General features: G+C 43.6%; 22 protein-coding genes. 10 read left to right on the forward strand and 12 right to left on the reverse strand.

The window, feature by feature from the left end; all coding sequences use genetic code 11:
• Positions 1-24: 24 nt before the first annotated feature.
• The 6 genes from ACO05P_RS15910 to ACO05P_RS15935 form a co-directional block, all read right to left on the reverse strand.
• Entirely contained in the window at positions 25-2,052 is a 2,028-nt protein-coding gene (locus ACO05P_RS15910; RefSeq protein WP_421752391.1) for a S9 family peptidase, read from the reverse strand.
• A 140-nt stretch (positions 2,053-2,192) separates the two neighbouring features.
• On the reverse strand, positions 2,193-2,837 hold the full coding sequence (locus ACO05P_RS15915; protein ID WP_421752393.1) for an outer membrane beta-barrel protein: 645 nt from the start codon (positions 2,835-2,837) through the stop codon (positions 2,193-2,195).
• A 188-nt stretch (positions 2,838-3,025) separates the two neighbouring features.
• Entirely contained in the window at positions 3,026-3,859 is an 834-nt protein-coding gene (locus tag ACO05P_RS15920) for an OmpA/MotB family protein (RefSeq protein ID WP_421752395.1), read from the reverse strand.
• Between the two features lie 60 nt (positions 3,860-3,919).
• A complete protein-coding gene (locus tag ACO05P_RS15925) occupies positions 3,920-5,467 on the reverse strand; it encodes an Rne/Rng family ribonuclease (RefSeq protein ID WP_421752397.1) in 1,548 nt (515 codons plus the stop codon).
• Positions 5,468-5,698: 231 nt separating this feature from the next.
• Positions 5,699-6,217: a tetratricopeptide repeat protein gene (locus ACO05P_RS15930; RefSeq protein ID WP_421752399.1), complete on the reverse strand. Its 519-nt coding sequence runs from the start codon at positions 6,215-6,217 to the stop codon at positions 5,699-5,701.
• A gap of 5 nt (positions 6,218-6,222) precedes the next feature.
• On the reverse strand, positions 6,223-6,513 hold the full coding sequence (locus ACO05P_RS15935; RefSeq protein WP_421752401.1) for an HU family DNA-binding protein: 291 nt from the start codon (positions 6,511-6,513) through the stop codon (positions 6,223-6,225).
• A 123-nt stretch (positions 6,514-6,636) separates the two neighbouring features.
• Between ACO05P_RS15935 and mutY the strand changes: the two genes are divergently transcribed.
• From mutY to ACO05P_RS15960, 5 genes are read left to right on the forward strand one after another with little or no spacing between them, the layout of a single operon-like run.
• Entirely contained in the window at positions 6,637-7,707 is a 1,071-nt protein-coding gene (gene mutY, locus ACO05P_RS15940) for an A/G-specific adenine glycosylase (RefSeq protein WP_421752403.1), read from the forward strand.
• A 50-nt stretch (positions 7,708-7,757) separates the two neighbouring features.
• Entirely contained in the window at positions 7,758-8,228 is a 471-nt protein-coding gene (locus ACO05P_RS15945) for a single-stranded DNA-binding protein (RefSeq protein ID WP_210757652.1), read from the forward strand.
• Positions 8,229-8,248: 20 nt separating this feature from the next.
• The gene (gldE, locus tag ACO05P_RS15950) at positions 8,249-9,586 is read left to right on the forward strand and encodes a gliding motility-associated protein GldE (RefSeq protein ID WP_421752406.1); all 1,338 of its coding nucleotides are present in this window, start codon (positions 8,249-8,251) and stop codon (positions 9,584-9,586) included.
• A complete protein-coding gene (gene gldD / locus ACO05P_RS15955; protein WP_421752408.1) occupies positions 9,573-10,133 on the forward strand; it encodes a gliding motility lipoprotein GldD in 561 nt (186 codons plus the stop codon). Before gldE ends, gldD begins: the two co-directional genes overlap by 14 nt.
• Positions 10,118-10,348, forward strand: a complete 231-nt coding sequence (locus ACO05P_RS15960; protein ID WP_421752410.1) for a putative signal transducing protein — start codon at positions 10,118-10,120, stop codon at positions 10,346-10,348. Before gldD ends, ACO05P_RS15960 begins: the two co-directional genes overlap by 16 nt.
• On the opposite strand, the gene ACO05P_RS15965 is transcribed toward ACO05P_RS15960, so the two are convergent.
• The 4 genes from ACO05P_RS15965 to ACO05P_RS15980 form a co-directional block, all read right to left on the reverse strand.
• Positions 10,338-11,375 carry a COX15/CtaA family protein gene (locus tag ACO05P_RS15965; protein WP_421752412.1) on the reverse strand — a complete coding sequence of 346 codons (1,038 nt, stop codon included), beginning with the start codon at positions 11,373-11,375 and terminating at the stop codon, positions 10,338-10,340. The genes ACO05P_RS15960 and ACO05P_RS15965 overlap by 11 nt on opposite strands.
• A 70-nt stretch (positions 11,376-11,445) precedes the next feature.
• A complete protein-coding gene (locus ACO05P_RS15970; protein WP_421752414.1) occupies positions 11,446-12,642 on the reverse strand; it encodes a kelch repeat-containing protein in 1,197 nt (398 codons plus the stop codon).
• Positions 12,643-12,801: 159 nt separating this feature from the next.
• Positions 12,802-15,213 (reverse strand): TonB-dependent receptor plug domain-containing protein, encoded by a 2,412-nt coding sequence (locus ACO05P_RS15975; RefSeq protein ID WP_421752416.1) that lies wholly within the window; start codon positions 15,211-15,213, stop codon positions 12,802-12,804.
• Between the two features lie 21 nt (positions 15,214-15,234).
• Positions 15,235-15,783: a hypothetical protein gene (locus ACO05P_RS15980; protein WP_421752418.1), complete on the reverse strand. Its 549-nt coding sequence runs from the start codon at positions 15,781-15,783 to the stop codon at positions 15,235-15,237.
• A 56-nt stretch (positions 15,784-15,839) separates the two neighbouring features.
• On the opposite strand from ACO05P_RS15980, the gene ACO05P_RS15985 reads away from it, so the two are divergent.
• Positions 15,840-16,766: a DMT family transporter gene (locus tag ACO05P_RS15985; protein ID WP_421752420.1), complete on the forward strand. Its 927-nt coding sequence runs from the start codon at positions 15,840-15,842 to the stop codon at positions 16,764-16,766.
• 52 nt (positions 16,767-16,818) lie between these two features.
• On the opposite strand, the gene ACO05P_RS15990 is transcribed toward ACO05P_RS15985, so the two are convergent.
• Both ACO05P_RS15990 and ACO05P_RS15995 read right to left on the reverse strand, forming a co-directional pair.
• Positions 16,819-18,894, reverse strand: a complete 2,076-nt coding sequence (locus ACO05P_RS15990) for a M16 family metallopeptidase (protein WP_421752422.1) — start codon at positions 18,892-18,894, stop codon at positions 16,819-16,821.
• Positions 18,895-18,902: 8 nt separating this feature from the next.
• Entirely contained in the window at positions 18,903-20,219 is a 1,317-nt protein-coding gene (locus ACO05P_RS15995) for a M16 family metallopeptidase (protein ID WP_421752424.1), read from the reverse strand.
• 250 nt (positions 20,220-20,469) lie between these two features.
• Between ACO05P_RS15995 and rplU the strand changes: the two genes are divergently transcribed.
• The 4 genes from rplU to ACO05P_RS16015 all read left to right on the forward strand — a co-directional run bounded on the left by rplU (position 20,470) and on the right by ACO05P_RS16015 (position 23,033).
• Complete coding sequence (gene rplU, locus ACO05P_RS16000) at positions 20,470-20,778, forward strand: 50S ribosomal protein L21 (protein ID WP_421752426.1); 309 nt, start codon at positions 20,470-20,472, stop codon at positions 20,776-20,778.
• A gap of 34 nt (positions 20,779-20,812) precedes the next feature.
• Positions 20,813-21,070: a 50S ribosomal protein L27 gene (gene rpmA / locus ACO05P_RS16005; protein WP_421752428.1), complete on the forward strand. Its 258-nt coding sequence runs from the start codon at positions 20,813-20,815 to the stop codon at positions 21,068-21,070.
• Between the two features lie 139 nt (positions 21,071-21,209).
• Complete coding sequence (gene serS / locus ACO05P_RS16010) at positions 21,210-22,478, forward strand: serine--tRNA ligase (protein ID WP_421752429.1); 1,269 nt, start codon at positions 21,210-21,212, stop codon at positions 22,476-22,478.
• 3 nt (positions 22,479-22,481) lie between these two features.
• Positions 22,482-23,033, forward strand: coding sequence for a hypothetical protein (locus ACO05P_RS16015; RefSeq protein WP_421752431.1), 552 nt, complete (start codon positions 22,482-22,484; stop codon positions 23,031-23,033).
• Position 23,034: the final 1 nt, after the last annotated feature.

The raw sequence follows: 23,034 nt of genomic DNA on the forward strand, positions 1-23,034 counted from the left end.
CTTGTATTCTGTTCTAAAAGATGCTTATTGCTTAAGCCATTGGTCTAACCAACCAAAGAATTGATCGTGCCATACCAATCCATTTTGGGGACTTAAAATCCAGTGGCCTTCATTTGGAAAGTACAAGAAACGGGAAGGTACTCCACGCAATTTAGCCGCCTGGAATGCTTCCATGCCCTGATTGATTGGTACCCGGAAATCCATTCCGCCGTGAATTACCAAAATCGGGGTGTCCCAATTTTGTACATAGTCTTTAGGATCGAAGCTGCTGTAGGTTTCAGCATTGGCCTCATCCCAATAAGGGCCACCTAAATCGTAATTCGCAAAAAACATTTCTTCGGTACTTAGGTACCAGCTTTCGAGGTCGAATAAGCCACAGTGTGAAATAAAGCTCTTGAAGCGACCTTCATGAATACCCGCTAACATATATACGGAATAGCCACCGTAGCTAGCGCCGATACAACCTAAATTATCATTATCCACAAAAGGTTCTTTAGCTACATCGTCGATGGCCGCTAAGTAATCGCGCATAGGTTGACCACCCCAATCTTTGGAGATTTTCTCATTCCATTCGCGGCCAAAGCCTGGTAAACCTCTACGGTTTGGCGCAACTACAATATAACCTTGAGCAGCCATTAACTGGAAGTTCCAACGGAAGCTGTAGAATTGAGAAACTTGAGATTGTGGTCCACCCTGGCAATATAAAAGGGTAGGGTATTTTTTATTGGGATCGAAATCGGGAGGATAAATCACCCAGGTAAGCATGTCCTTACCATCGCTGGTTTTCACCATGCGCTTTTCAATTTTGCTCTTGCCAATTTTGCTGTAGAGCTCATCATTAATATGGGTGAGCTGTGTAGCCTTACCATTGTCTTTTAAGAAATAGATTTCGGTAGCATTGTTCATATCCTGACGATCTACAACCAAACCACCTTTGGCAATTTCGAAATGATTGTAATTGTGATCGCCCTGGCTGATTTTCTCAATCTTCCAGCTTTTACCTTTCTGCTCAAGTTCGAAAATTTGATTGCTGCCCATGGTTGGGATACCCACTACAAATTCATTGGAGCCATTCCATGCAAAAGAGTTTAGGGTATAAGTATCATAATTACCACTGCTTTTAAGCACATGGGTTTTTTCTTTGCTTTTCAGATCTAAAATGATCAGGTCATTTACATCACTTTCATAACCATTAGTGGCCATGCTCAGCCAGGCAATTTTACCTCCATCGGCAGAGAACTGTGGGTTTTTATCGTAACCCATCATGCCATCCGAAATATTGCTGGTTTGACCGGTACTAAGGTCCACCAGGTAGAGGTCGCTATTGGTTTGCTCGGCAAAGTCTTTACCGCTTAGGTATTTACTTTCGTATACTACGAATTTGCCGTCGGGACTTAATACATAGCTCTCTGAACCACCAAAGGGAGGAACTGGAGAATCGAAGCTAGAACCATCCATAAGGTTTTTGAAACTGCTAACTGCTTCATTTTTGTAGTCACTGATACATACTTGCATAGACTCATAATCATCCCAAGAATCCCAATGGCGATACATGAGGTCATCCATTACCCGGAATTCGGCTTTGGGTAAATCCGGATACATTTCGGCAGGTGTTTCAGCTGTTTTAAAGGATTTGCTGAAAAGGATTTTCACGCTGCCATCGGCCAATTTATAGGCCTTAGCGCCAGAAATACCGCCTTCAATATTGGTAAGAGGTTTTTGAGACTGACCATTTAAATCTACCCAATGCAATTGGCCTCGGTGATTAAAGGCTACACCATTATTAAAGAAATGCGCACCGTACTCACCACCTGTCAAATCGGTTAATTGGGTGATTTTGCCGGATTTGATATCCATTAAATAAAGATCGCGGTTCCCAGAGTTGGCTTCCAGGTCGTAGCGACTTACTCCGTAGACCATGCTTTTACCATCGGGTGAAACGGCATCAAGGCTAACTCGACCCAACTCCCAAAGTTTCTTGGGGGTCATCACTTCATTTTGCCCCATCAGGCCAAAGCCAGCCAAAAGAAAGAGACTGATATATTTTTTCATGATTGGATTTGTTTGTGGCTGTGAAGGTATTGGATAAATGGCAAAACTTCCGATTCAATGCTAGGATTCGCACTAGGAACAATAAAAAGCCAGCTTGAAATACAAGCTGGCTTAATTTTAAAATTTGGAAATGGGTTAACTTATAAGAAAATACTTAAACCTAATTGGAGATTTATACCTCCCACAACGGATCTATAATTGAAGGGATTGTCATCCGTGAGTTTAAAGGTGCTTCGACCATAGGATAATCCTAAGTCTAGATTTAACTTTTCGTTCAAAGGAAATGCCATGCCGGCAGCTAGGTTAAAAGCAAAGACACTGCTTCGGGTTACTTCATCATCAGCGGTTTCTAAATTTGCATTTTCATTGATTGCTCCAAAACCAAATCCTACTTCGGCGAATGGCCAAAATCTTTCTAATGGGTAATAGTATCGAACAAAAGGGCCAATTGTATATGAATTTCGACGAAATGTGGCCAAATCGGGGATTACTTCTTTTTGATAAGAGTAGTTCACATTGGCACCAACCGCTAGGTTATTAATTATAAAATAGCCAAGTCTTGGGCTTAAGTATATCGACAATAATTTGTTAGGATCTGGTTCATCAAAATCTGGGTGATCGCTTTTATAGTTAATCGTCCAGGTACCAAATCCAAGACTGTTATTTCCTGCGCCCAAAAGGCCGATTTGTGAGCCTAATCCAGTAATAAAGGAGCCTTTTTCAATTTGTGCCTGTAGCCCAATGGAGCAAAGAAGACAGAGACTTAGGATAATTGTTTTTTTCATAATTCAGCGATTTTAACTTGACATGGTCGGAGTTTTTATTTCTCCATTTGAGTTTTTAATTGATGACCTCAAGTTGTTAATTATGAAAAGTGCCTCTTGTAGATTTTTCTTTTGAAGTCTTGTAGAACTTCCGAGCATAAAAAAAGCCTCTCCGTTTCCGAAGAGGCTTATCTTTTCTAGCTTAAAGCTTATTTCGCTTTTTCCATGCCTTCTTCAATCAGGCTGTAGAACTCGTCTAATTTTGGAAGAATAACGATACGTGTGCGACGGTTTTGTGCACGGCCTTCAGCGCTGTCGTTACTGGCTACCGGAGCATATTCTCCTTTACCAGCCACAGTCATACGCTCGGGCTTAATGCTAAAGTCTTTTTCCAATACGCGTACTACAGAGGCAGCACGCTCGGCACTTAATTCCCAGTTGTCTTCGAATGAGGCACCTTGACGAACGGCTTTATTATCCGTATGGCCTTCTACCATAAATTCGAGTTCGGGCTGAGATTTCAATACCTGAGCAACTTTACCTAAAACAGCTAATGCTTCTTTGCTCAGTTTAGAGCTGCCACTGGTAAAGAGGAGCTTATCGCTGATAGAAACATACACTACACCTTTCTCAACATTGATGCTGATATCTTCATCATCAATACCAACGGTGGCACCTTTAAGACTGGTTACTAAAGCAAATGTTACAGAGTCGCGCTTGTTGATGGCCTCTTGTAAGCTTTGGATGGTAAGGTCCTTTTCCTTGATTTGTTCTAAGGAACGTTCGAGGTTTTCGGCTTCTTTTTTACTGAGAGTAGACATATTGCCAATGTTCTTCAACAATTGGTAATTGGTCTTTTTCAGATAATCAATTTCTTTAGACGCATTTTTCTTGTTGTCTAAACAAGCAGCCAATTCCATGCGCGTTTTACTCAGCTCATCGCTGGTTTCGTTGTATTGATCTTGTAAAGTGGTGTACTTAGACTTACTCACGCAGGAGCTAAGAACTAAAGCACTTCCTAAAATTAAAATTCCCTTTTTCATCACAGTCATTAATTGTTGCAAAACTACCAATAATTAGAAAAGCGAAAAACCTTATAGATTCTAATTAAACTCGAATTTCTCGTCTTTATCATTGAAAAAGTGATATTCGAGGAATTTAAAGGAGTCTCGAGGAATCACTTTAATATTCCGCTTAAACCTTTTGGACCAATTGCGACGAATCGACTTGAATAAGCCTTTAGTAAGATAAGCCGCAATAAAGGGGTGCAGGTGTAAGTAAATAGTCTTGTCTTTTTCTTGTTTAGCGATTAGTTCGAGTTTATTCTCGATCTCATCAATAATCAGGATAGGGGCTTCAACCTCGCCGTTTCCGTCGGGGTTTTCCTCTCGGGTTTGAATGGCCATTTCCGGGCGTACACGCTGACGGGTGATCTCAACCAATCCAAATCTTGAGGGGGGTAATATCTTATGCTTGGCGCGATCGGTCGCCATTTCTTCCTTCAGCTTTTCGTACAGTTTCTTACGATTTTCGCTGCGGTGCATATCGATAAAATCTACTACTACAATTCCGCCCATATCACGTAAACGCAATTGACGAGCAATTTCTTCAGCAGCAGATAAATTTACAGCCAGGGCATTGGCTTCCTGATTTTCAGATGAATTCGTACGGTTTCCACTGTTCACGTCAATAACGTGCATCGCTTCCGTATGTTCAATAATCAGGTAAGCACCTTTACCCATGCTTACAGATCGGCCGAAGCTTGACTTAATTTGGCGTTCAATACCAAAGTGTTCAAACACGGGGACACGGCCCTGGTAATATTTTACAATCTTTTCCTTCTCGGGTTCGATACTGCGCATGTAGTCCTTCACTTCATTGAAGAGCTCCATGTCGTCGATTACTATCGAATTAAAGGAGTCATTTAATACATCACGCAGCAAAGCTGAAACGCGATTCAATTCTCGTAAAGCACGTTTAGGGGCACGTACTCTTTGAATATTACGATGGAGTTGTTTCCATTTTTCAACCAACTCCTGGATATCGCTGTCGAGGTCTGCCACTTGGCAATCTTCGGCGGCGGTACGCACAATAATCCCAAAGCCTTTGGGACGGATGCTCTTCACCAAACGGCGCAAGCGATCCTTTTCGTCTTTATCGCGGAGCTTACTGCTCACGCTCACTCTCTTAGAGAAAGGAACCAATACTACATAACGACCAGCCAGAGATAGCTCGGAGGTGATGCGTGGCCCTTTGGTAGAGATGGGTTCTTTAGCGATTTGGACCAAAATATTATGGCCTTCGCGCAGAACCTTATCGATACTGCCGTTCTTATCTATATCCGCTTCGGGTTCAAAATCGGTCAGCGACCAACGTTGCTTTCCCGTTTGCGTTTTGCGGGTAAACTTGAGAAGCGATTTAATTTGGGGACCTAAATCATGGTAATGTAAAAAGGCATCTTTTTCATAGCCTACATCCACAAATGCTGCATTTAAGCCGGGCACGATCTTTTTGATCTTACCCATATAAATGTCCCCCACCGCAAACTCATCGGTATTGTCATAATGCAATTCCGAAAGTCTACCTTCCTTGAGTAGCGCTACCGCTACAGAATCGGCAGTACGCGAATTAATAATTAATTCTGTACTCACCTTAAATGTTATTAAAGCCTCTAATCTACAGTCGATTAGCAGGCTGTGTCAACAAACCTATATTGTATAAACACCGAAAGCACCTCGAATAAGGGTGCTACGGTTATCTTGGGATCCTAAGATCTCAAGCTTATTTTTTCTTGTGACGGTTTTTACGCAAGCGTTTTTTACGCTTGTGCGTCGACATCTTATGACGTTTTCTTTTTTTACCGCTAGGCATAACAATAATTTTTAATTGGGATTAATACTTGCCATCTCAGTTTCGATGGCCTTTCTTGTTTCTTTGTCGCTAAGAGTTTCCAACGCTTTCTTCAGACCGTCGATCGCCGCACTGCTGTCGCCTAATGCCAGGCGGGCGCGTGCTAATAAGAGGTGAGCTTCTCCGTTGTGGGCATCCAATTTTAAAACATTCTCAAAGCGCGCAATGGCTTTATCGAATTGTCCGCTTTGCAAGCCTAGTTCCCCTAAAGCAAATTGAGCATAGCTGTTTTCCGGGTTTTGCTCCGCCACATCTAATATGCTGCGAATGGCAATCATCGGTGCTACTTCTCCGCTTTTCAGCTTGCTGATAGCATCTTTAATAATGGAGTCCCCAACAGACAGAGCGTCTGAAGCGCTCTGCGTGGTTTCATGAGCATGGTCCGCTTCCTCAGCTACTGATACCGAAGCCTCAGGGCTGCGGGGCATCAGCATAAATGCGGCAATGAGCACAATGCCTGATAAGGTGAGTATGGCAGGACCAGTTTTCAAGAGTCTTAGCTGACTTTAACTTTCTTCTTTACTGACTCAACGAAAGTTTTCGCTGGTTTGAAAGATGGAATGTTGTGAGCAGGAATGATAATGGTAGTGTTCTTAGAGATGTTACGACCGGTTTTTTCCGCACGCTTCTTAATGATGAAGCTTCCGAATCCTCTCAGATACACATTTTCACCAGTTTCCAAGCTGTTACGTACCTCCTTCATGAAAGACTCAACAACCGCCTGTACATCAGACTTCTCCATGCCGGTCTTGTCAGTAATTCTGGTTACAATGTCAGCTTTAGTCATTTGAATATCAATTATGTGTTAAAACTCTAATTTTGAGGGCTGCAAATATAGAAGGTTTTTTCTGATACCCGACAGCTAAAAAGGGAATTATTTTTCTATCTAAAGCGCTCAAATACAAATATTTTGGATTTATCATCAGCTCAATATAATCTCCGTAATTGGTATCAAAAGCATTATCGACCGCTTCCTTGGCGCAAAACGCGCAATGCCTATTCGATTTGGCTTAGTGAAATAATCCTGCAACAAACCCGAGTTAATCAGGGCTTACCTTATTACGAGCGCTTTATCGAAAACTATCCTGAGGTGAAGGATTTAGCCGAAGCGCCGCAAACTGAGGTATTAAAACTGTGGGAGGGCCTAGGTTATTATAGTAGGGCCCGAAATATGCACGCGGCAGCTCAATATATAGTTGCAGAGCACAACGCGAAATTTCCAGAACAATACGAGGAAATCCGACAATTAAAAGGCGTGGGCGATTATACTGCAGGGGCAATAGCCTCCTTTGCATACGATCTGCCTTATGCCGTAGTTGATGGCAATGTGCAAAGGGTTTTAAGTCGTTTGTATGCCGAATATGAAGCGGTGAATAGCGGAAAAGGTAAAAGGCGCTTTCAGGCTTTAGCCGATGAATTTCTCAATCGGGAGGATCCGGCAAGTCATAATCAAGCCTTAATGGAATTGGGAGCAATTGTATGCAAACCTAAAAACCCTGATTGTTCGGTTTGCCCCTTAAAGGATGTTTGTCAGGCCCGGGCTCGTGGAATACAGCAGGAATTGCCTGTAAAGCAAAAGAAGAAATACGATCGCAAGCGCTATCTGAACTATTGGTTTATTCAGCAACAATCAAATACCTGGTTGCAGCAAAGGCAAGAAGGTATTTGGAAAGGTCTATTTCAATTTCCACTATATGAAAGCGGGCAAGAATTAACAAATTCGGAGGCCTTACAACTATTAGAAGGGCTTGGTATTCAGCGCTCTGAACTGGAAGTTCGAAGGTGCCCATTGCCCCTGCATAAATTAAGTCATCAAAGCCTGCTTATAACGGTTTGGCTTTTGCGGCTTTCGCCGGATGCGACTTTAATAGAGGGAGAAGCCTGGAAGAAAGTGACTGTTAGTCAATTAGAAGACTTTGCATTTCCCCGTCCTCTACGCAAATTCCTGGACGAAAATCAACTAACTTTGCCGCTTGATTAGCAGGTGGCATTCGTTATATTTGTTAATTAAGCTCATTGTAAAAATCTACTATGGCCAACGGCAGCGTTAATAAAGTTATTTTGATTGGAAACCTGGGAGCCGACCCCGAGGTGAAGCATTTTGAAAATGGGGGATCCCTGGCTCGCTTTCCGCTAGCTACTTCAGAATCTTATACCAACCGCAATGGCGAGCAGGTTACCCAAACCGAATGGCATAATGTTGTAGTACGCGGTGGCTTGGTAGATGTGGTAAGCAAATACATTAAGAAAGGGGAAAAGGTCTATGTAGAAGGCCGTATCCGTACCCGCAGTTGGCAAGATCCCAGCAGCAAGGAAATGCGCTATACCACCGAAATTATGACCGATAATTTTCAGATGTTGGGCGGTCGACCTGCTTCGGCTCCATCTGAAGCTCAATCCGGAGGATACGGAAACAATACGGGTGCTGCCAGCAGTGCTCCATCCACGGGACCATCATTTAGTCCCCAGGCGGAAGATCAAGAAGACGATCTACCGTTCTAAGTTTAACCAAAATACAAACCTTGGACCCCGAACCGTCGAGTTTACTTTTCCTTAGCGATATCCTTCAACCCTTTACTTTGGACCTGCTCTTTCCGCTGGTTCTGCTTTTAATCCTGCTTTTAGGTTCCGCTTTAGTGAGCGGCTCTGAAGTAGCATTTTTCTCAATCACTCCCCGCGATATTGACGAAATAAAGGAGCGTAAACACCCGCGCTTGGACACGCTTACGGAACTATTGGATCATCCGAAAACCCTCTTAGCAACAATCCTTATCGCCAATAACTTTATAAATGTGGGGATCGTAATCCTCTCCAAGTTTTTAAGTGATGCGCTGTTTGATTTCAGTGCCAATGAGCAATTAGGGCTAATCTTTCAGATCGGGGTAATCACTTTCCTGATTTTATTATTCGGGGAAGTTTTACCTAAAGTATATGCAACAAAGAATAGTACAGGATTTGGCTTAATCATGTGTGGACCTATGTTTGTCCTGCGCAGATTGTTCCGTCCGGTGAGTATTCTTTTAGTTCGTTCCACCGGCTTTTTCGAAAAGCGATTGCAAACGCGCTCCGAAGCTTTGTCGGTAGACGATTTAAGTCAGGCTCTGGAAATTACCAGTAATGAAGAAAGTCCACAAGAAGAGCAGAAGATCTTAGAAGGTATTGTCAAATTTGGCTCTACCAATGTAAAGCAGATTATGAAGCCTCGAATGGATGTGGTTTCTCTGGATCAGAATTCTACCTATCCGCAAGTGATGGAGGTGATTTTGAGCAGCGGCTTTTCGCGGATCCCGATTTATGAAGAAAGCTTCGATCAGGTAAGAGGTATTCTCTACATCAAGGATCTGCTTTCCCATATTGAGGCTGGGGATGATTTCCAATGGCAAAGCTTATTGCGTGAGCCCTTCTTTGTGCCCGAGAATAAAAAGATCGACGACCTTCTGCGTGAGTTTCAAGATCGTAAAATCCACTTGGCTATTGTAGTGGATGAATATGGAGGTACTTCTGGGATCGTAACCCTGGAGGATATTATTGAAGAAATTGTAGGAGAAATTAGCGATGAATTTGATGAGGAGGAACTTTTTTACTCCAAGCTCGATGATCGCAATTATGTATTCGAAGCGAAGATTCACCTCACCGACTTCTTTAAAGTTATCGGTGCGGTAGAAAGTGATTTCGAAGACTTTTTGGATGAGGCCGAAACCTTGGCCGGCTTGCTCTTGGAAGTAGCCGGTAAATTTCCTGAGAAAAACGAGGAGATCGACTACAAGCATTATCGCTTTAAAGTAGAAAGCCTGGACGGTCGCCGCATGAAACGCATCAAGGTAAGCTTGATGGAAAAGCAAGGAGATGAAGAAGCTTAAGCTGATCGTTTTAAGTGCCCTTTTCTTAGGTGCTTGTGAGGGTGATTATAGCCCTAAACCCAAGGGCTACTTTCGTATTGATATGCCAACAGCAGACTATCAGGAGTTTAATGGCGATTGCCCCTTTCATTTCGATTATAATAAAGTGGCGAGCCTAAAGGATAAAGGTCGTTGCTGGTACGATATCAAATACCCCAGGCTTAAAGCTACTTTACAGTTAACCTATCGTCAGGTAACTGAGGATAATTTGGATACCTTGCTTTATGAAGGTCATGAATTGGCCTATAAGCATACGGTAAAAGCGGATGGAATTGATGAAAAACTCTATATCGATGAGCAAAAACGAGTCTATGGTTTGCTCTATCAGCTTAAAGGCGATGCTGCTACCAGCATGCAGTTTTTCATGACGGACAGTACGGATCATTTTTTACGCGGCGTACTCTATTATTACGCCAGCCCTAATGCCGACTCCCTTAAGCCGGTGAACGACTTTATGCGGGGCGAAATGATTCGTATGATTGAAAGCCTCGAATGGGAAAACTCGTAAGCATAGCGGAGTTCAATGGTGTAAATGAAGCCTATGTGCTTAAAAGCCGATTGGAGTCAGAAGGGATTGCTTGTTTCTTGACCAATGAAAACCTCAATAGTGTACTAGCCGGTATTGGCTTCACGAAAGTAGTACTGCAAGTTCCACTAGAGGATAGTATTCGGGCTCTGGACATACTTTACGAAAACCCTATCGGCAGTCCTATTAATTTATAGGAATTACCCTTCTACGGCCATTCAAAATCATTTTGATAAGGGCGTGACTTTGCAAGGCAAATAGCATTGATCCCAACAATAGATGGACCGGTTGTGCGAAATAAGGCATATCAAAATAGGCCAAAATCACGCCCACCAGAATTTCTAAAATCAGCACTACTAAAACGGCATTCCATTGCCAATAGCCCAATTGTAATTTGCGGTTTTGTTGCCAGAGCCAGAGGTTTAGAGCCAAAATTAAGATGGAGAAGCTTCTATGGATATAGAATATCAAATCCATATTATTCATCCACTCACCACGGGCAATGCCACTTTGTTGTAGGCTGTCAATGGTTTCACGCACTTGAGTGCCAAGGCCAATCTGCACCAGACTGAGGATTAAAGCCAGGATGCTCCACATTTTGAATTTGGAGGTATATGCAGAAGCTTCATCATTTTCTCTCTCTAAAAGACTGTTGAATACCAATAGGATCGCTACAATCAAAAGGGCGCCAATCATGTGGATGGTGATGCTACCCGGGATTAAATTTCCGTCTACGACTAATTTACCCAACCAGGCTTCGAAACCTAACATAAAAAGACCTGCACCAGAGAGTACGGTATACCACCAATTTTGACGAATCAGCCCTAAACTCAGTACAAACATGAGAAGCATAGGTAGGCCCGATAAAGCACCGATCAAACGGTTGCCGTATTCAATCCAGGTATGGGTAGGGTTAAATAGGGCATAATCATGGCGGGTATATTTCGCCCAGTTTTCAGGGTTGTATTCACTGCCACTGGTGAAATCCTCCACCGCATAATAGAGGGCCTCATCCTTAATGATGATCTGCTTTTTATTGAAGTGGCTATTGGCTTTCCAATCGAGTTGACTGCGCTCAGTTGGAGGAATTAAATGACCAAAACATTTGGGCCAATCGGGGCAACCCATACCTGAGCCACTCATTCGAACTACAGAACCCGCAATGATTACCAAAAAGATTAGAACAATCTCGATTCGCGACAGAATTAACAACCACTTTTTCATGCCGCAAATTTAAGTCATGATTGTAGATAGAAGGATTCCAAAATAAAAGCGCTCCCGAAGGAGCGCTCATTTATTTTTTCCAAAATTTTTCGCGCTGTATCTGACCTTTATTGTCTTTCAATTCAAGGATATAAATAGCCGGAGGTAGATTGCTGAGGTTGATCTCCCCAGGGGCCTTTGTCCAGCCTTGCAGCAATTGCCCTTGTAAATTGTAAAGCTTTAATTCATTTTCAATCCAGGCTGGATTAATGCGAATAATGCCAGTACTGGGATTGGGGTAAAAGAGGGAGGCTTCTTGCTTCAGCTCAGATAGACCGATACCATTGGTATTGAAAAAGTACTTGTACATGTCGGTGGGGAATGTCGAATTGGCTCGATCGAAACCACCAAAGAAATAGAGGGTATCACCAATAACAAATGATCCGGGAGCCCAGCGGCTAAAGCCAGGATGGGGATCCAGTTCCGTCCAGGTGTCGGTGCCAGATTCGTATTGCCACATTTCGCCTGTGCCCATAAAACTGTGATTGTCGCCATCGCCACTGAGTACATAACCATAGCCGGCATGGTCAAATTGGGTTCCAGCTACTCGTGCTTCACCGGGAAAATTATTCATGCTTTGCCAGTTGTTATTCACAGTATCAAATCGATACCAATCATCATAAATGAAATTACCTCCATGGCCCATTCCGGCATAAACTTCACCATTAGTGGCAAACATAAATGGGTGGTGGCGTGCCGGTCCGGGGATATCCGGTAATTGGGTCCAGCTGTCGGTAGGAATATCATAGACCCAAAAATCTTTGAGGTCTCCGGTATTATCATTACCTAATCCCAGGTAAATTTTGTCATTGGCGGCCATTAAAGCTGGATGCCGACGGCCAACACAGCCACAATCTGCTAATTGCGTCCATTGGTTATTGCTGGTGTCGAAACGCCAAAGGTCTTTGAAGTACTGACTACTACTAGCTCCGAAACCTAAATATCCATAGCCCTTATAACTAAGTCCAATAGCGAAGCCTCGTGCCCCGCCAGGAAAATCCGTGAGATTAGACCAAGTATCGGTTACCGGATTATAGCGATAGGCATTATCGGTCTCGGCTCCAAAGCTGGATACCCCGGTTACAGAATATCCGTAATCGCCAATGGCAAAGGTTACCGGGTGGTGGATACCATCGGGAATACCGCTAAGTGTTTCCCAGGTTTGACTCTGGGCTAGCAAGCCTGCAGAAAATAGTAATGCTGAAAATAGAGTAGTGGTGTTTTTCATGGAATGATAAACTTTTGGAATAGGGAAAGGTTCGAAAATAGGGCCCAAAGGCTCTGCATCCAAATAAGTTGATTGATAGCTATGTCTTTAGCAAGAATTGCCAGAATGAAAAAAGCCGGCGCTAAGGCCGGCTTTCGAATTATTTTATGGAGCAATGCTTTAAAACTTAAAGCGGGCGGCCAAAATGAAGTTACGTCCTGCTGCAACCAAACCACTACTGTAGGGACGATAACGTTGATCGGTAATATTCTCGATCCCAGCGCTGATCGTCCAGGCTTCATTGAGCTGATAGCTCGATTTGAAATTGAGGGTATACCAACCGGGAGAATAGGCATAGCCATCGGCATCGGTTTGATAGAGATAACTTTTTCCGGCCTCTTCGAAGTTGAGGTTTTCGGCACTCACTTCGCCAGAAACCTGAATATTGGCCTCTAATCTTAAACCTTTATTCTCAAACTGGATACGACTTACTCCAAACCAAGGGGCAGCATGACGAGAAGGTCCAACCACACCATCTTGATCTTCCTCTTCTCCTTTTTGCCAGTTAAACTGATTACGCCAGAACCAGGTTTGATTGTAGTTCCAATCTAAACCGATTTGCACGCCATATACCTGAGCACGGGCTGCATTCTGTACCGCCTGAATTTCGCTCAATTCACCATCGTAAAAGAGGCTGCTTTGTCCATTTAAAGTATAAGGTCGGCGCACCATAGCCTGATCTAAATAGGTGTAATAAGCGCTGGCATCCAGTTTAATGCTCTCCCATAATTGAGTGGCAGCACCAAACTCAGCATTGTTGGCATATTCGGCTTTGAGATCAGGGTTCGGAACCACCACAATGGCGTCGCCCGAATCGAAGATCTTGCCAATATCATCCACATTGGGAGCCCGGAAAGCGGTTCCCAGATTTAAACGCCATTTCCAGTTTTCGGTAGGGCGAAATACAAATCCCAGGCTCCCTGTTACATTACCGGTATTAATCTCTGCTCTAGAGAAGGGTAAAGGATAATAGGGCAGGTTATCGCTAAAATCGCTGTTGATGATAAAGTGATTGTATCGCAATCCTAATTGGGTGGTGAATTTTTGACTCATTTCCCATTCATGGTTTAGATAAGCCGCATAACTCGACCAATCCGACTGAGGATAGCGGGACGCAGCATTGCTAATATCTCCACTCATAATATCTTCTACGGTTCCGGTGGACCGCACATCATTGCGAATAGCTTCCAGTCCGTAAAAGAGTTTATGCGATTCGGAGATGCGCTTTTGGAGATCCAAATTCAAGGATAGGGCCTGCACATCTTCAATACGGTGATTGAGTTCCGTGCTGCCAAAATCACGATCATGGCGACTTTCTTCAAATACCTGCGAAGCGATCCTTAGGGTGGCGCCATCAGATAGTAAACTGGATTTGCGGTAGTTTACTTCGAATTTGTTCATGGCCCAAACCTGAGGTCCGTAGTACCATTCAGCTGAACGAGGTAATCCATTTTTGGTTCGGATCAAGCGATCGTAACGATCGTAATCTCCGGTGCGAGAATACATAAAGCTGTATTCGAAATCCAGGTGACTGTTGGGGCGATAGCGCAGTTTTTGCAAAGTGTGAAATTGCTCAAAGCCGGTATTAAGCTGTAAAGTAGGGTCCGTATTGCGAATTACTACATCCTGGCTATCGATGCGCTGCACCGAAAAAGGTCGTAGCAATTCATCCGAACCCTGCGAACCCATGCGTAAATCACCATAGCGATTGTAGCTAAAGCTTCCGCGCCAGGCGAGTTTTTCACTGCCTACATTATAATCTACATGCTGACTTAATTCCTGATTCGCAGAGGAATATCGACTGTAAGCGGATCCATAAACCAGCAGGGCAGTATCGGTACTAAACTCCGGGCGAAGGGTATTAAAGCTCATCACTCCACCAATGGCATCTGAGCCATAGATCACAGATGCCGGACCAAAGAATACTTCACTGCGTTCGATAGCGAGGGGATCCAGAGATATTACCTGCTGTAAGTTTCCAGAGCGGAAAATGGCATTGTTCATCCGGATACCATCCACAGCAATTAGCAGGCGATTGGTGGCAAAGCCTCGAATCATGGGGCTACCGCCACCTTGCTGGCTTTTTTGGATGAATACCTCACCGCTCTGGCCAAGTAAATCAGCAGCTGTTTGTGGACTTTGGAAATGAATGTCCCGACTTTTTATACTGCTGATATGGTAGGGCAGCTCTCGTGAGGATTGGCTCCAGCGAGAAGCGGATATTACTACTTGATCCAAAGCCATGGGTTTTGGATTCAATTTAACCAGGAAGCCTAAGTCTTGGATTTCCTGATAGGTCAAGGTCTTTTGGTGATAACCTAAAGCGCTAATGGTAATTTCTCTTCCTTTAAAGACGGTGATATCTACCATTCCTTGATCATCCGTGTAAAGAGGGATCAAATGTTCCGCACGAATGCGCAGGATGGCATGTTCAATAGCCTCGCCTTCAACCGCATCCACCACTTTTAAGTTTTGTGCATAAAGAGCATTTCCGGCTATAATCGCTACAACCAGGCTCCATATTTTTTTCATGATTTTTTAATTAAGGATTATTCAAAAATTGACGGAGGTGAATAATCCCAATCGGGGAGGAGGGCTTAAATTTTGTAAGTGTGCACTACTCTCTGGATTGATCCATCGATCTACATGAAAGTCATATTCGGCGAAAGCCGTCCAAGCCAAAGGCCAATCCAGAAAGAAATTTTTAAAGTGGTCGATTAGGGCTATGGGGCAGTCCTCTTGTTCTGGGGGATGTTGTTTCAATAATTGATGAAAGCGACGTTTCAATTCACTTTCGTCCTCATCGAGCCAAGCTAAAAGCTTAATTTGTCCTTGTTCTACCTCCAGGGCGATGAGGTCGTACTTATGATCCTTCCAGAAAAATTCCGTTGCATTGTCCCAGTCGAGATTTTGATATTCCAGGGCTTCCAATAAGAATATCGTGCATTCTTCGGCAGGGATTCCGCTTTTAAAACGGGCTTTTAGCTCCTTCCTCAATTCTAAGCTGCGCCAGGAAAACAGGCTCAGGTTTAAAACAGAGGGGAGTATCAGGCTGAAAATCAGACTGGAAATGCCCAAATATTTGAGGAAGTATCGATACATTCTATCTGGCAAATATAGCGGGGTCTGCGGCGCCAACAAATAGATACATTTGCGGCGTGAAAACACCGAAGATAAATCCTGCTCTGGCCTGGGCCATGTTTATTTTGCTAGCCTTGATTTGGGGCAGCTCCTTTATCCTGATGAAGCGTGGTTTGGAGAGCTTCGATTTTGCCCAAATAGGCATGCTGCGAATTGCCACGGCCTGGATTTTCACGGTAATTATTGCTTTTCGAAAATTTAAGCTTTGGAAGAAGGTAGATACCATGCCCTCGGCCATTGTAGGCTATTTCGGGAATGCCATCCCTTATATCTTGTTTCCCTTGGCGGTAACCCGTTTAGATTCTTCCTTGGTGGGGATTTTAAATTCTTTGGTGCCGCTTTTCACTTTGATTATTGGGTTGATCTGGTTTGGAGTACGGGTGCGTTGGATTGGTGTAACGGGGATTATTCTGGGTTTTGCCGGAGCTTTATGGTTACTATTGCCCGGTCTGCAAATTGATGCCGATAAGCTTGGCTTTGGGATTTACCCCATTATCGCTACAGTTTGTTATGCACTGAGTATTAATACCATTAATTCCAAGTTGAAGGATTTGGATTCTTTGTCCATCACCCTTTTTAGTACTAGCACGGTGGGGCCATTGGCTTTGATCTATGTGTTCAGCACCGACTTTCTGGAGATCATGCAATCGGATCCTAATGCCTGGCTTAATTTGGGTTATATCTCCATAATGGGGGTAGTGGGGACCAGTTTAGCGGTAATCCTCTTTAATTACCTCATTAAGGGAACCAGCTCTCTTTTTGCTGCCAGTGTTACTTATGCCATTCCTTTGGTGGCTCTACTTTGGGGTATTTGGGATGGCGAAGATGTAGGTCCTGAGCATTTGGTGGGCATGCTCTTGATTTTAGCCGGGGTTTATCTGGTAAATCTTAAGGGCTCGCCGGCCGATCGTATTCGCAAGCGATTGGCAAAGAATCGTAAATAAAAAAGCCGCCTCAAATTAATGAGACGGCTTCTGATATCTTAAAACAGGCTTCTTAGTTGAAGTCCGCTTTTTTCAATCCACTGTTCACCTCTACGGTTTTAACCTCGAATTTGATTTTCTGAGGACCTTGACTGATAGTCATTGAGAAGGGGAACATTACACCATTTACCAAGCGGTAGTCGGCATAAGCAGTACTGGCAGTCATGGGGCCTTCTGGGCCTTCAAAGCTGCTTTCCTCTTTAATTTTCAAGCCGGTTTCCACAGAGTAGAACTCGGTGCTTTTATCGCCTTCAGGGCTGGTTACTTCCATTACATAGGCTTTTTCACCATCTACAAAACCAATAGAAGTTAGCTCTAAGGTGTAGCCTAAGGCTGGGTATTGGGTTTCGGCGAAGAAGGTAGCTTGAGCTTCGTAAGTTTTAAGCTCTTCGCTGTCGGTTACTTCTTTGCTACCACCCATGCCACTGATGCTGGCTTTCTTACCGGTATAAACAGTTTTCTGCATCACGCCCATACCGTCTACACTCATTTCGTTTTTAAACAAGTTAGGACGTTTACGCATGGTCACTCCTTTGGCAGGCATTGGTAAGCCAGGAATAGCAATGGTACTGGTAATAGTAAGGTCTTTTACCTTGTCTAAATTTTCCTGTCCACCTAAGGCCTTAATATAACCGTCCAATACATTTTGGGCAGTCATGCCATCAGGAACAGGCAGGCTGGGAGGACCGGTTTCTTCACCGTAGAAATCATAATAGGTAACCGGACCGAATTTTTCTAATCCGGCAGCAATTTCAGCACCTTTTCCTACCGCGGTTATTACCAGGGCATTGGTGTGGAAGTACTTTTTAGCTACTGCCATGATATCTTCCTTGGTAACAGCGTCTAAGCGAGTTAGATAATTGCTGTAGTAGTCTTCCGGTAAATTGTAACGCTGAATATTCAGGGCGTAAGATGCAATGGTTTGAGGGCTTTCCAAAGAACGGCCGATCTCACCAATAATATTGTTTTTTGCAGCCTGCAATTCTTCATCGCTAACTGCTTCCATTTGCAAACGCTCAAATTCTTTGATGAATTCTACTACAGCACTATCGGTAACCTCATTACGCACAGAGGCTCCGGCGCTAAACTCACCTACCAAACGATCAGAATCGTAGCTAGAGTAGGCTCCATAAGTATAGCCTTTGTCTTCACGGATGTTTTGGAATAAACGTCCCATGCTACCACCACCTAAGATTTGGTTGGCAACCCGTAGTTTCACGATATCGGGATCGCCAGGTTTAAGATCAATGGTGTTACCAATTGAAAGCACGGTTTGTACTGAGCTGTTGCGGTTTACCACATTAACAATTGTACCGTCGTATTGAGGAACGGCAGGGAATGTAGCAGCCGGCATTTCTTTCGCTTGCCAGTCGCCAAAATACTTTTTGATCAACTTTTTGGCTTTGCGTGCTTTGATGTCGCCCACTACAGTAATGTAGGTCTTGCTGGGAGTCCAGTAGTTATTGTAGTAGTTTTTACAATCTTCGATGCTGATGTTTTCCACGTTTTCCTCAGACTGCAATTCACCGTAAGGGTGATCTTTGCCATAAAGGCTTTGGTTGAAAATGCGGCTGGAAAGGCTATTAGGATCATCCTTGGCATTTTCGATACCGGAGATGGCTTGTTTTTTCAGCTTGTCGAATTCTTCAGCAGGGAAGGATGGATTTAAGGCTACGTCTGCTAAAAGCTCTACTAAGGTTTCTTGATACTTAGTTAAGCCAGCCGCGTACACATTGCTGGATCCGGTAAAGAGACTGGCACCAATGAAGTCGATTTCTTCATCTAACTGGTCTTTGCTACGGTTGGTAGTTCCTTGACGTAATAATTGTCCGGCCAAGGAGACATATCCGGCTTTGTCGCCTTCAAAAATTGGGTCACGATCAACGACCAGGCTAAAAGATACCCGAGGAAGCTTATCGTTTTCCACCACGATAATGGTTAAGCCATTATCCAATTTATATACATCGTAATCGCCAAACTCAATGTTCTTAGCGGGCGCGGGTTCTGGGCGCACCGAGCGATCGAGTTGAGCAAAAGCTGCCACGCTAATCAGCATGGCCAATGCGCTGGTTAAAATGCGTTTCATCATGCTGTTATTTATTGTTCGTTTTTAGGTAAGTAAATCAATACCACACGATTTTCAGGACGCAGGTATTTCTTAGCTACCTCCAGAATAAACTCGCGATCGATATTGCGATACTCTTCAATTTCAGTGTTGATCAAGTTAGCGTCGCCCAAATACACATGGTAATCAGCTAAACTTTCTGCGATACCGGCCATGCTACCATTGGTAGAAACGAAATCGTTTTCAAGCTGATTTTGAATTTTGGTGTATTCATTTTCTGAAATCATTTCGGTAGTCATCTTGGCAATTTCAGCATCAATAGCGGCAATAAACTGATTAAGGTCTACGCCTTGATTAGCCAAACCGAAGGTGATAAATACCCCAGCGTTTTCTAAGGTGAAAGGGAAAGACTGGATTACCAAACCTAATTGTTGGTCATCTACTAAAGACTTGTATAAACGTGAGCTCTGTCCATCCGAAAGAATAGTAGAGATCATATCCATAGCATAAGCTTCCTTAGTACCTTGTTTAGGACTGCGGTAACCCATGATGATACCGGGTAATTGGATATTGTCGTAAACGGTGTCAATTACTTCACCACTTAAACCGGCTGGTTCTTCAGTAGGGCGAGGGATTTCTTTGGTTCCGGCAGGGATGCCACCGAAGTATTTTTCGATCCAAGCCTTAGCTTGTTTAGGGTCGATATCCCCCGCGATCGAAAGAGTAGCATTATTAGGAACATAGAAAGTTTCGTAGAAATCAGTGAAGTCTGCAGTTTCGGCAGCATTCAAATCTTCCATGGTACCGATTGGAGGGATACCATAATAACTGTCGCCAAAAGCGGCACCAAACATCTTAGCCTGGAAAGAACCATAAGGCTGGTTGTCGATGCGTAAACGCTTTTCTTCTTTTACAACCTCACGTTGAGTTTCTACGCCTTCCAAATCTACAGTAGCTTGAAGCATACGCTCACTCTCTAACCATAAACCTAATTCCAATTGATTGGAAGGAAGGATTTCATAATAATAGGTACGATCAAAAGAAGTGTTGGCATTAAGGGCACCACCATTAGCCTGCACAATCTTCATGTATTCGCCACGCTCAATATTAGGAGAGCCTTCAAACATTAAATGCTCAAAGAAGTGAGCGAAGCCCGAGCGTCCTTCTTTTTCGTTTTTACTTCCCACATGGTACAGTACGCTAACTGCAACAATAGGGGTGCTGTGATCTTCATGTAAAATCACGTGCAAACCGTTGGGGAGGTCATATTCTTCAAATTTGATATCGGTCTGAGCTTGCGCTGATCCGAATCCCAGAAGAAGAATCAAACCCAAAAGCTTTTTCTTCATGTCGTTTTCGATTTATTTAATGATCTATTTTCCCGTTGAAAGCGGAAGGCAATTTTAACACTTTTTAAGGAGCCTACATTAGATAACAGGCCTTTTCGGTACGGATGGAGGTCGGTCTTAACAGTATTTTAGTTTTTTACCTTTGGCGACATCTTGAAAGCGAAGTGATTAAGAAATGAAAAAAATACTCTTTGATGATCAGTCGCTTGATTTTTTGTCCTAAATTTGCAGCCCTTAAAAATGATATTGTATGTACGCCATCGTAGAGATAGCAGGGCATCAGTACAAAGTACAGAAAGATCAACGTATCTACGTTAACCGTTTAGATGCAGAAGAAGGTTCCGAACTTTCTTTTGATAAGGTTATGTTAACCGACAATGACGGTAAGGTAGAAGTTGGCGCCCCGGTTATAGAAGGCATGAAAGTAAATGCCAAAATTGTACAGCACTTGAAAGCTGACAAAGTATTAGTGTTTAAGAAGAAACGTCGTAAAGGTTACCAGAAGATGAACGGTCACCGTCAGTACATTTCTCAAATTGAAATCACTGGCATCGGTTAGTTCAGGTAAACCGAAACCTTAAAATTAAGAAGACATGGCTCACAAAAAAGGAGTAGGTAGTTCCAAGAACGGACGCGAATCGGAAAGTAAACGCTTAGGTGTAAAAATCTTTGGTGGTCAGCAAGCTATTGCCGGTAACATCATCGTGCGCCAGCGTGGTACTCGTCACAATCCTGGTGAGAATGTAGGTATGGGTAAAGACCACACCTTATTCGCCTTAACTGACGGTACTGTGAAATTCCAGAAGAAAAGAAATAACAAATCATTCGTATCAGTAGAGCCTCAGGCCTAAGCTGCGCGTGATATCGTATTCAGATCCCTCGTTGGCTTATGTCGGCGAGGGATTTTTTCATTTAGGGCCCTAAAGAATTAATTCTCCCGGGCTATCAGGTCTCTTCGCTCTATTGTAAATTCGCATCAAAATCACAATCATGCTCGAAATCACTTATCTCCGTGAACATGCTCAGGAAGCAGCAGCTGGCCTTAAAAAGCGTGGCCTCGACGCGGAGCAGAGTATTCAAGATATTTTAAAGCTCGATGAACTGCGTCGACAAAACCAGAATGATCTGGATCAGGCTTTAGCCGAAAGCAATCATATTTCGAAGGAAATTGGACTTTTATACAAGGAAGGCAAGCGTGATGAAGCCGATAAGGCCAAAGCGCGCACAGCCGAATTAAAAGATCGCATTAAGGAGCTTCAGCAAGAGCAGGAGCAACTAAAGAACAGCCTGGAACAAGATCTAGTAGCCTTGCCTAATGTTCCGATTGATATTGTGCCTGCCGGGAAATCGGAGGCCGATAATGAGGAAGTGAAGCGAGTGGGTGAAATCAAAGCCATGCCCGAAGGCGCAAAACCGCATTGGGAATTGGCCGAAGAGCTGAAGTTGATTCGCTTTGATCTGGGCGTAAAAATTACTGGTGCTGGGTTCCCGGTCTATCAAGGAAAGGGTGCTCGTTTGCAAAGAGCATTAATCAATTTCTTCCTGGAGGAAAACCGCAATGCTGGTTTTGAGGAGTATCAACCGCCTTTAATGGTGAACGAAGATTCAGGATTTGGAACCGGTCAGTTACCTGATAAGGAAGGGCAGATGTACCACGTAACGGAGGATAAGCTTTATGCGATTCCCACCGCGGAGGTGCCCATCACCAATATTTTCCGTGGCGATATCATCGAAGATGAAGATTTACCCATCAAAGCCACGGCCTATTCTGCTTGTTTCCGTCGCGAGGCAGGTTCTTATGGTAAAGATGTTCGAGGCTTAAACCGCTTGCATCAATTTGATAAGGTTGAGATCGTTTGTCTTACCAAGCCGGAAGACTCTATGCCTATGCTCGATTCTATGGTAGAGCATGTAGCGGGGCTTTTGGAAAAACTGGAATTACCCTATCGAATTCTTCGTTTATGTGGCGGTGATATGGGCTTCACTTCGGCCATTACCTACGATTTTGAAGTATGGAGCGCGGCGCAAGAGCGCTGGTTAGAAGTAAGTTCCGTATCCAATTTCAAGACTTTCCAAACTAATCGAATGAAAATTCGTTATCGTGGTGAAGACAAGAAAACCCAGTTATTGCACAGCTTAAATGGTAGTGCACTGGCCTTGCCACGTATCGTTGCCGCCTTGTTAGAAAATCATCAAGGGGAAGATGGAATACGAATTCCTGAGGCATTACAAGCCTTTACGGGATTCGACAAAATATAATTCATGCGTAAACTTATCATATCGGCCTTAAGCCTCAGCTTGCTTTGGGCCTGTAATTCTGGAGAAGCTCAGTACGCTGAGGAAATTGCTCATGTCGACTCTATGTTGGCTATTAACGATAGCCTTCAGAAATCTTTTGATCAAGTAGATTCAACTCAGATTTTACAGGACTTCCCAAAGGTTGATTCCCTGTACAAGATTTTATCAGGTCCTATGGCCGATCAGCAAGATAAGCGTTATTGGACGGAGACCATGGCGAATATCGATGTGGTGCATCATCCCTATATGAAGTACAGCGGCGATTATAAGAAGATGCGTCGTGGCTTGGCCTATTCCAAATCACAATTGGAATCTTTACGCAATAGCCTCGAAGATCAGAAATTGGATACGGCTCAGGTTAGAGATTACATTCAAGCGGAAGAAAAAGCTTTGAATGATATGCAAGTTTTAATCGGCAAGCGTATTATGCCCGTATTGGAAGCGAAAGCTATTTGGGATACTGCTGAAGCACGCTACTTGGATTTAGTTTCCAAAAGCGATAGCTTGGCTCAATAGC

The sequence above is a fragment of the Croceimicrobium sp. genome (genome assembly GCF_965228705.1).
GTDB lineage: Bacteria > Bacteroidota > Bacteroidia > Flavobacteriales > Schleiferiaceae > Croceimicrobium.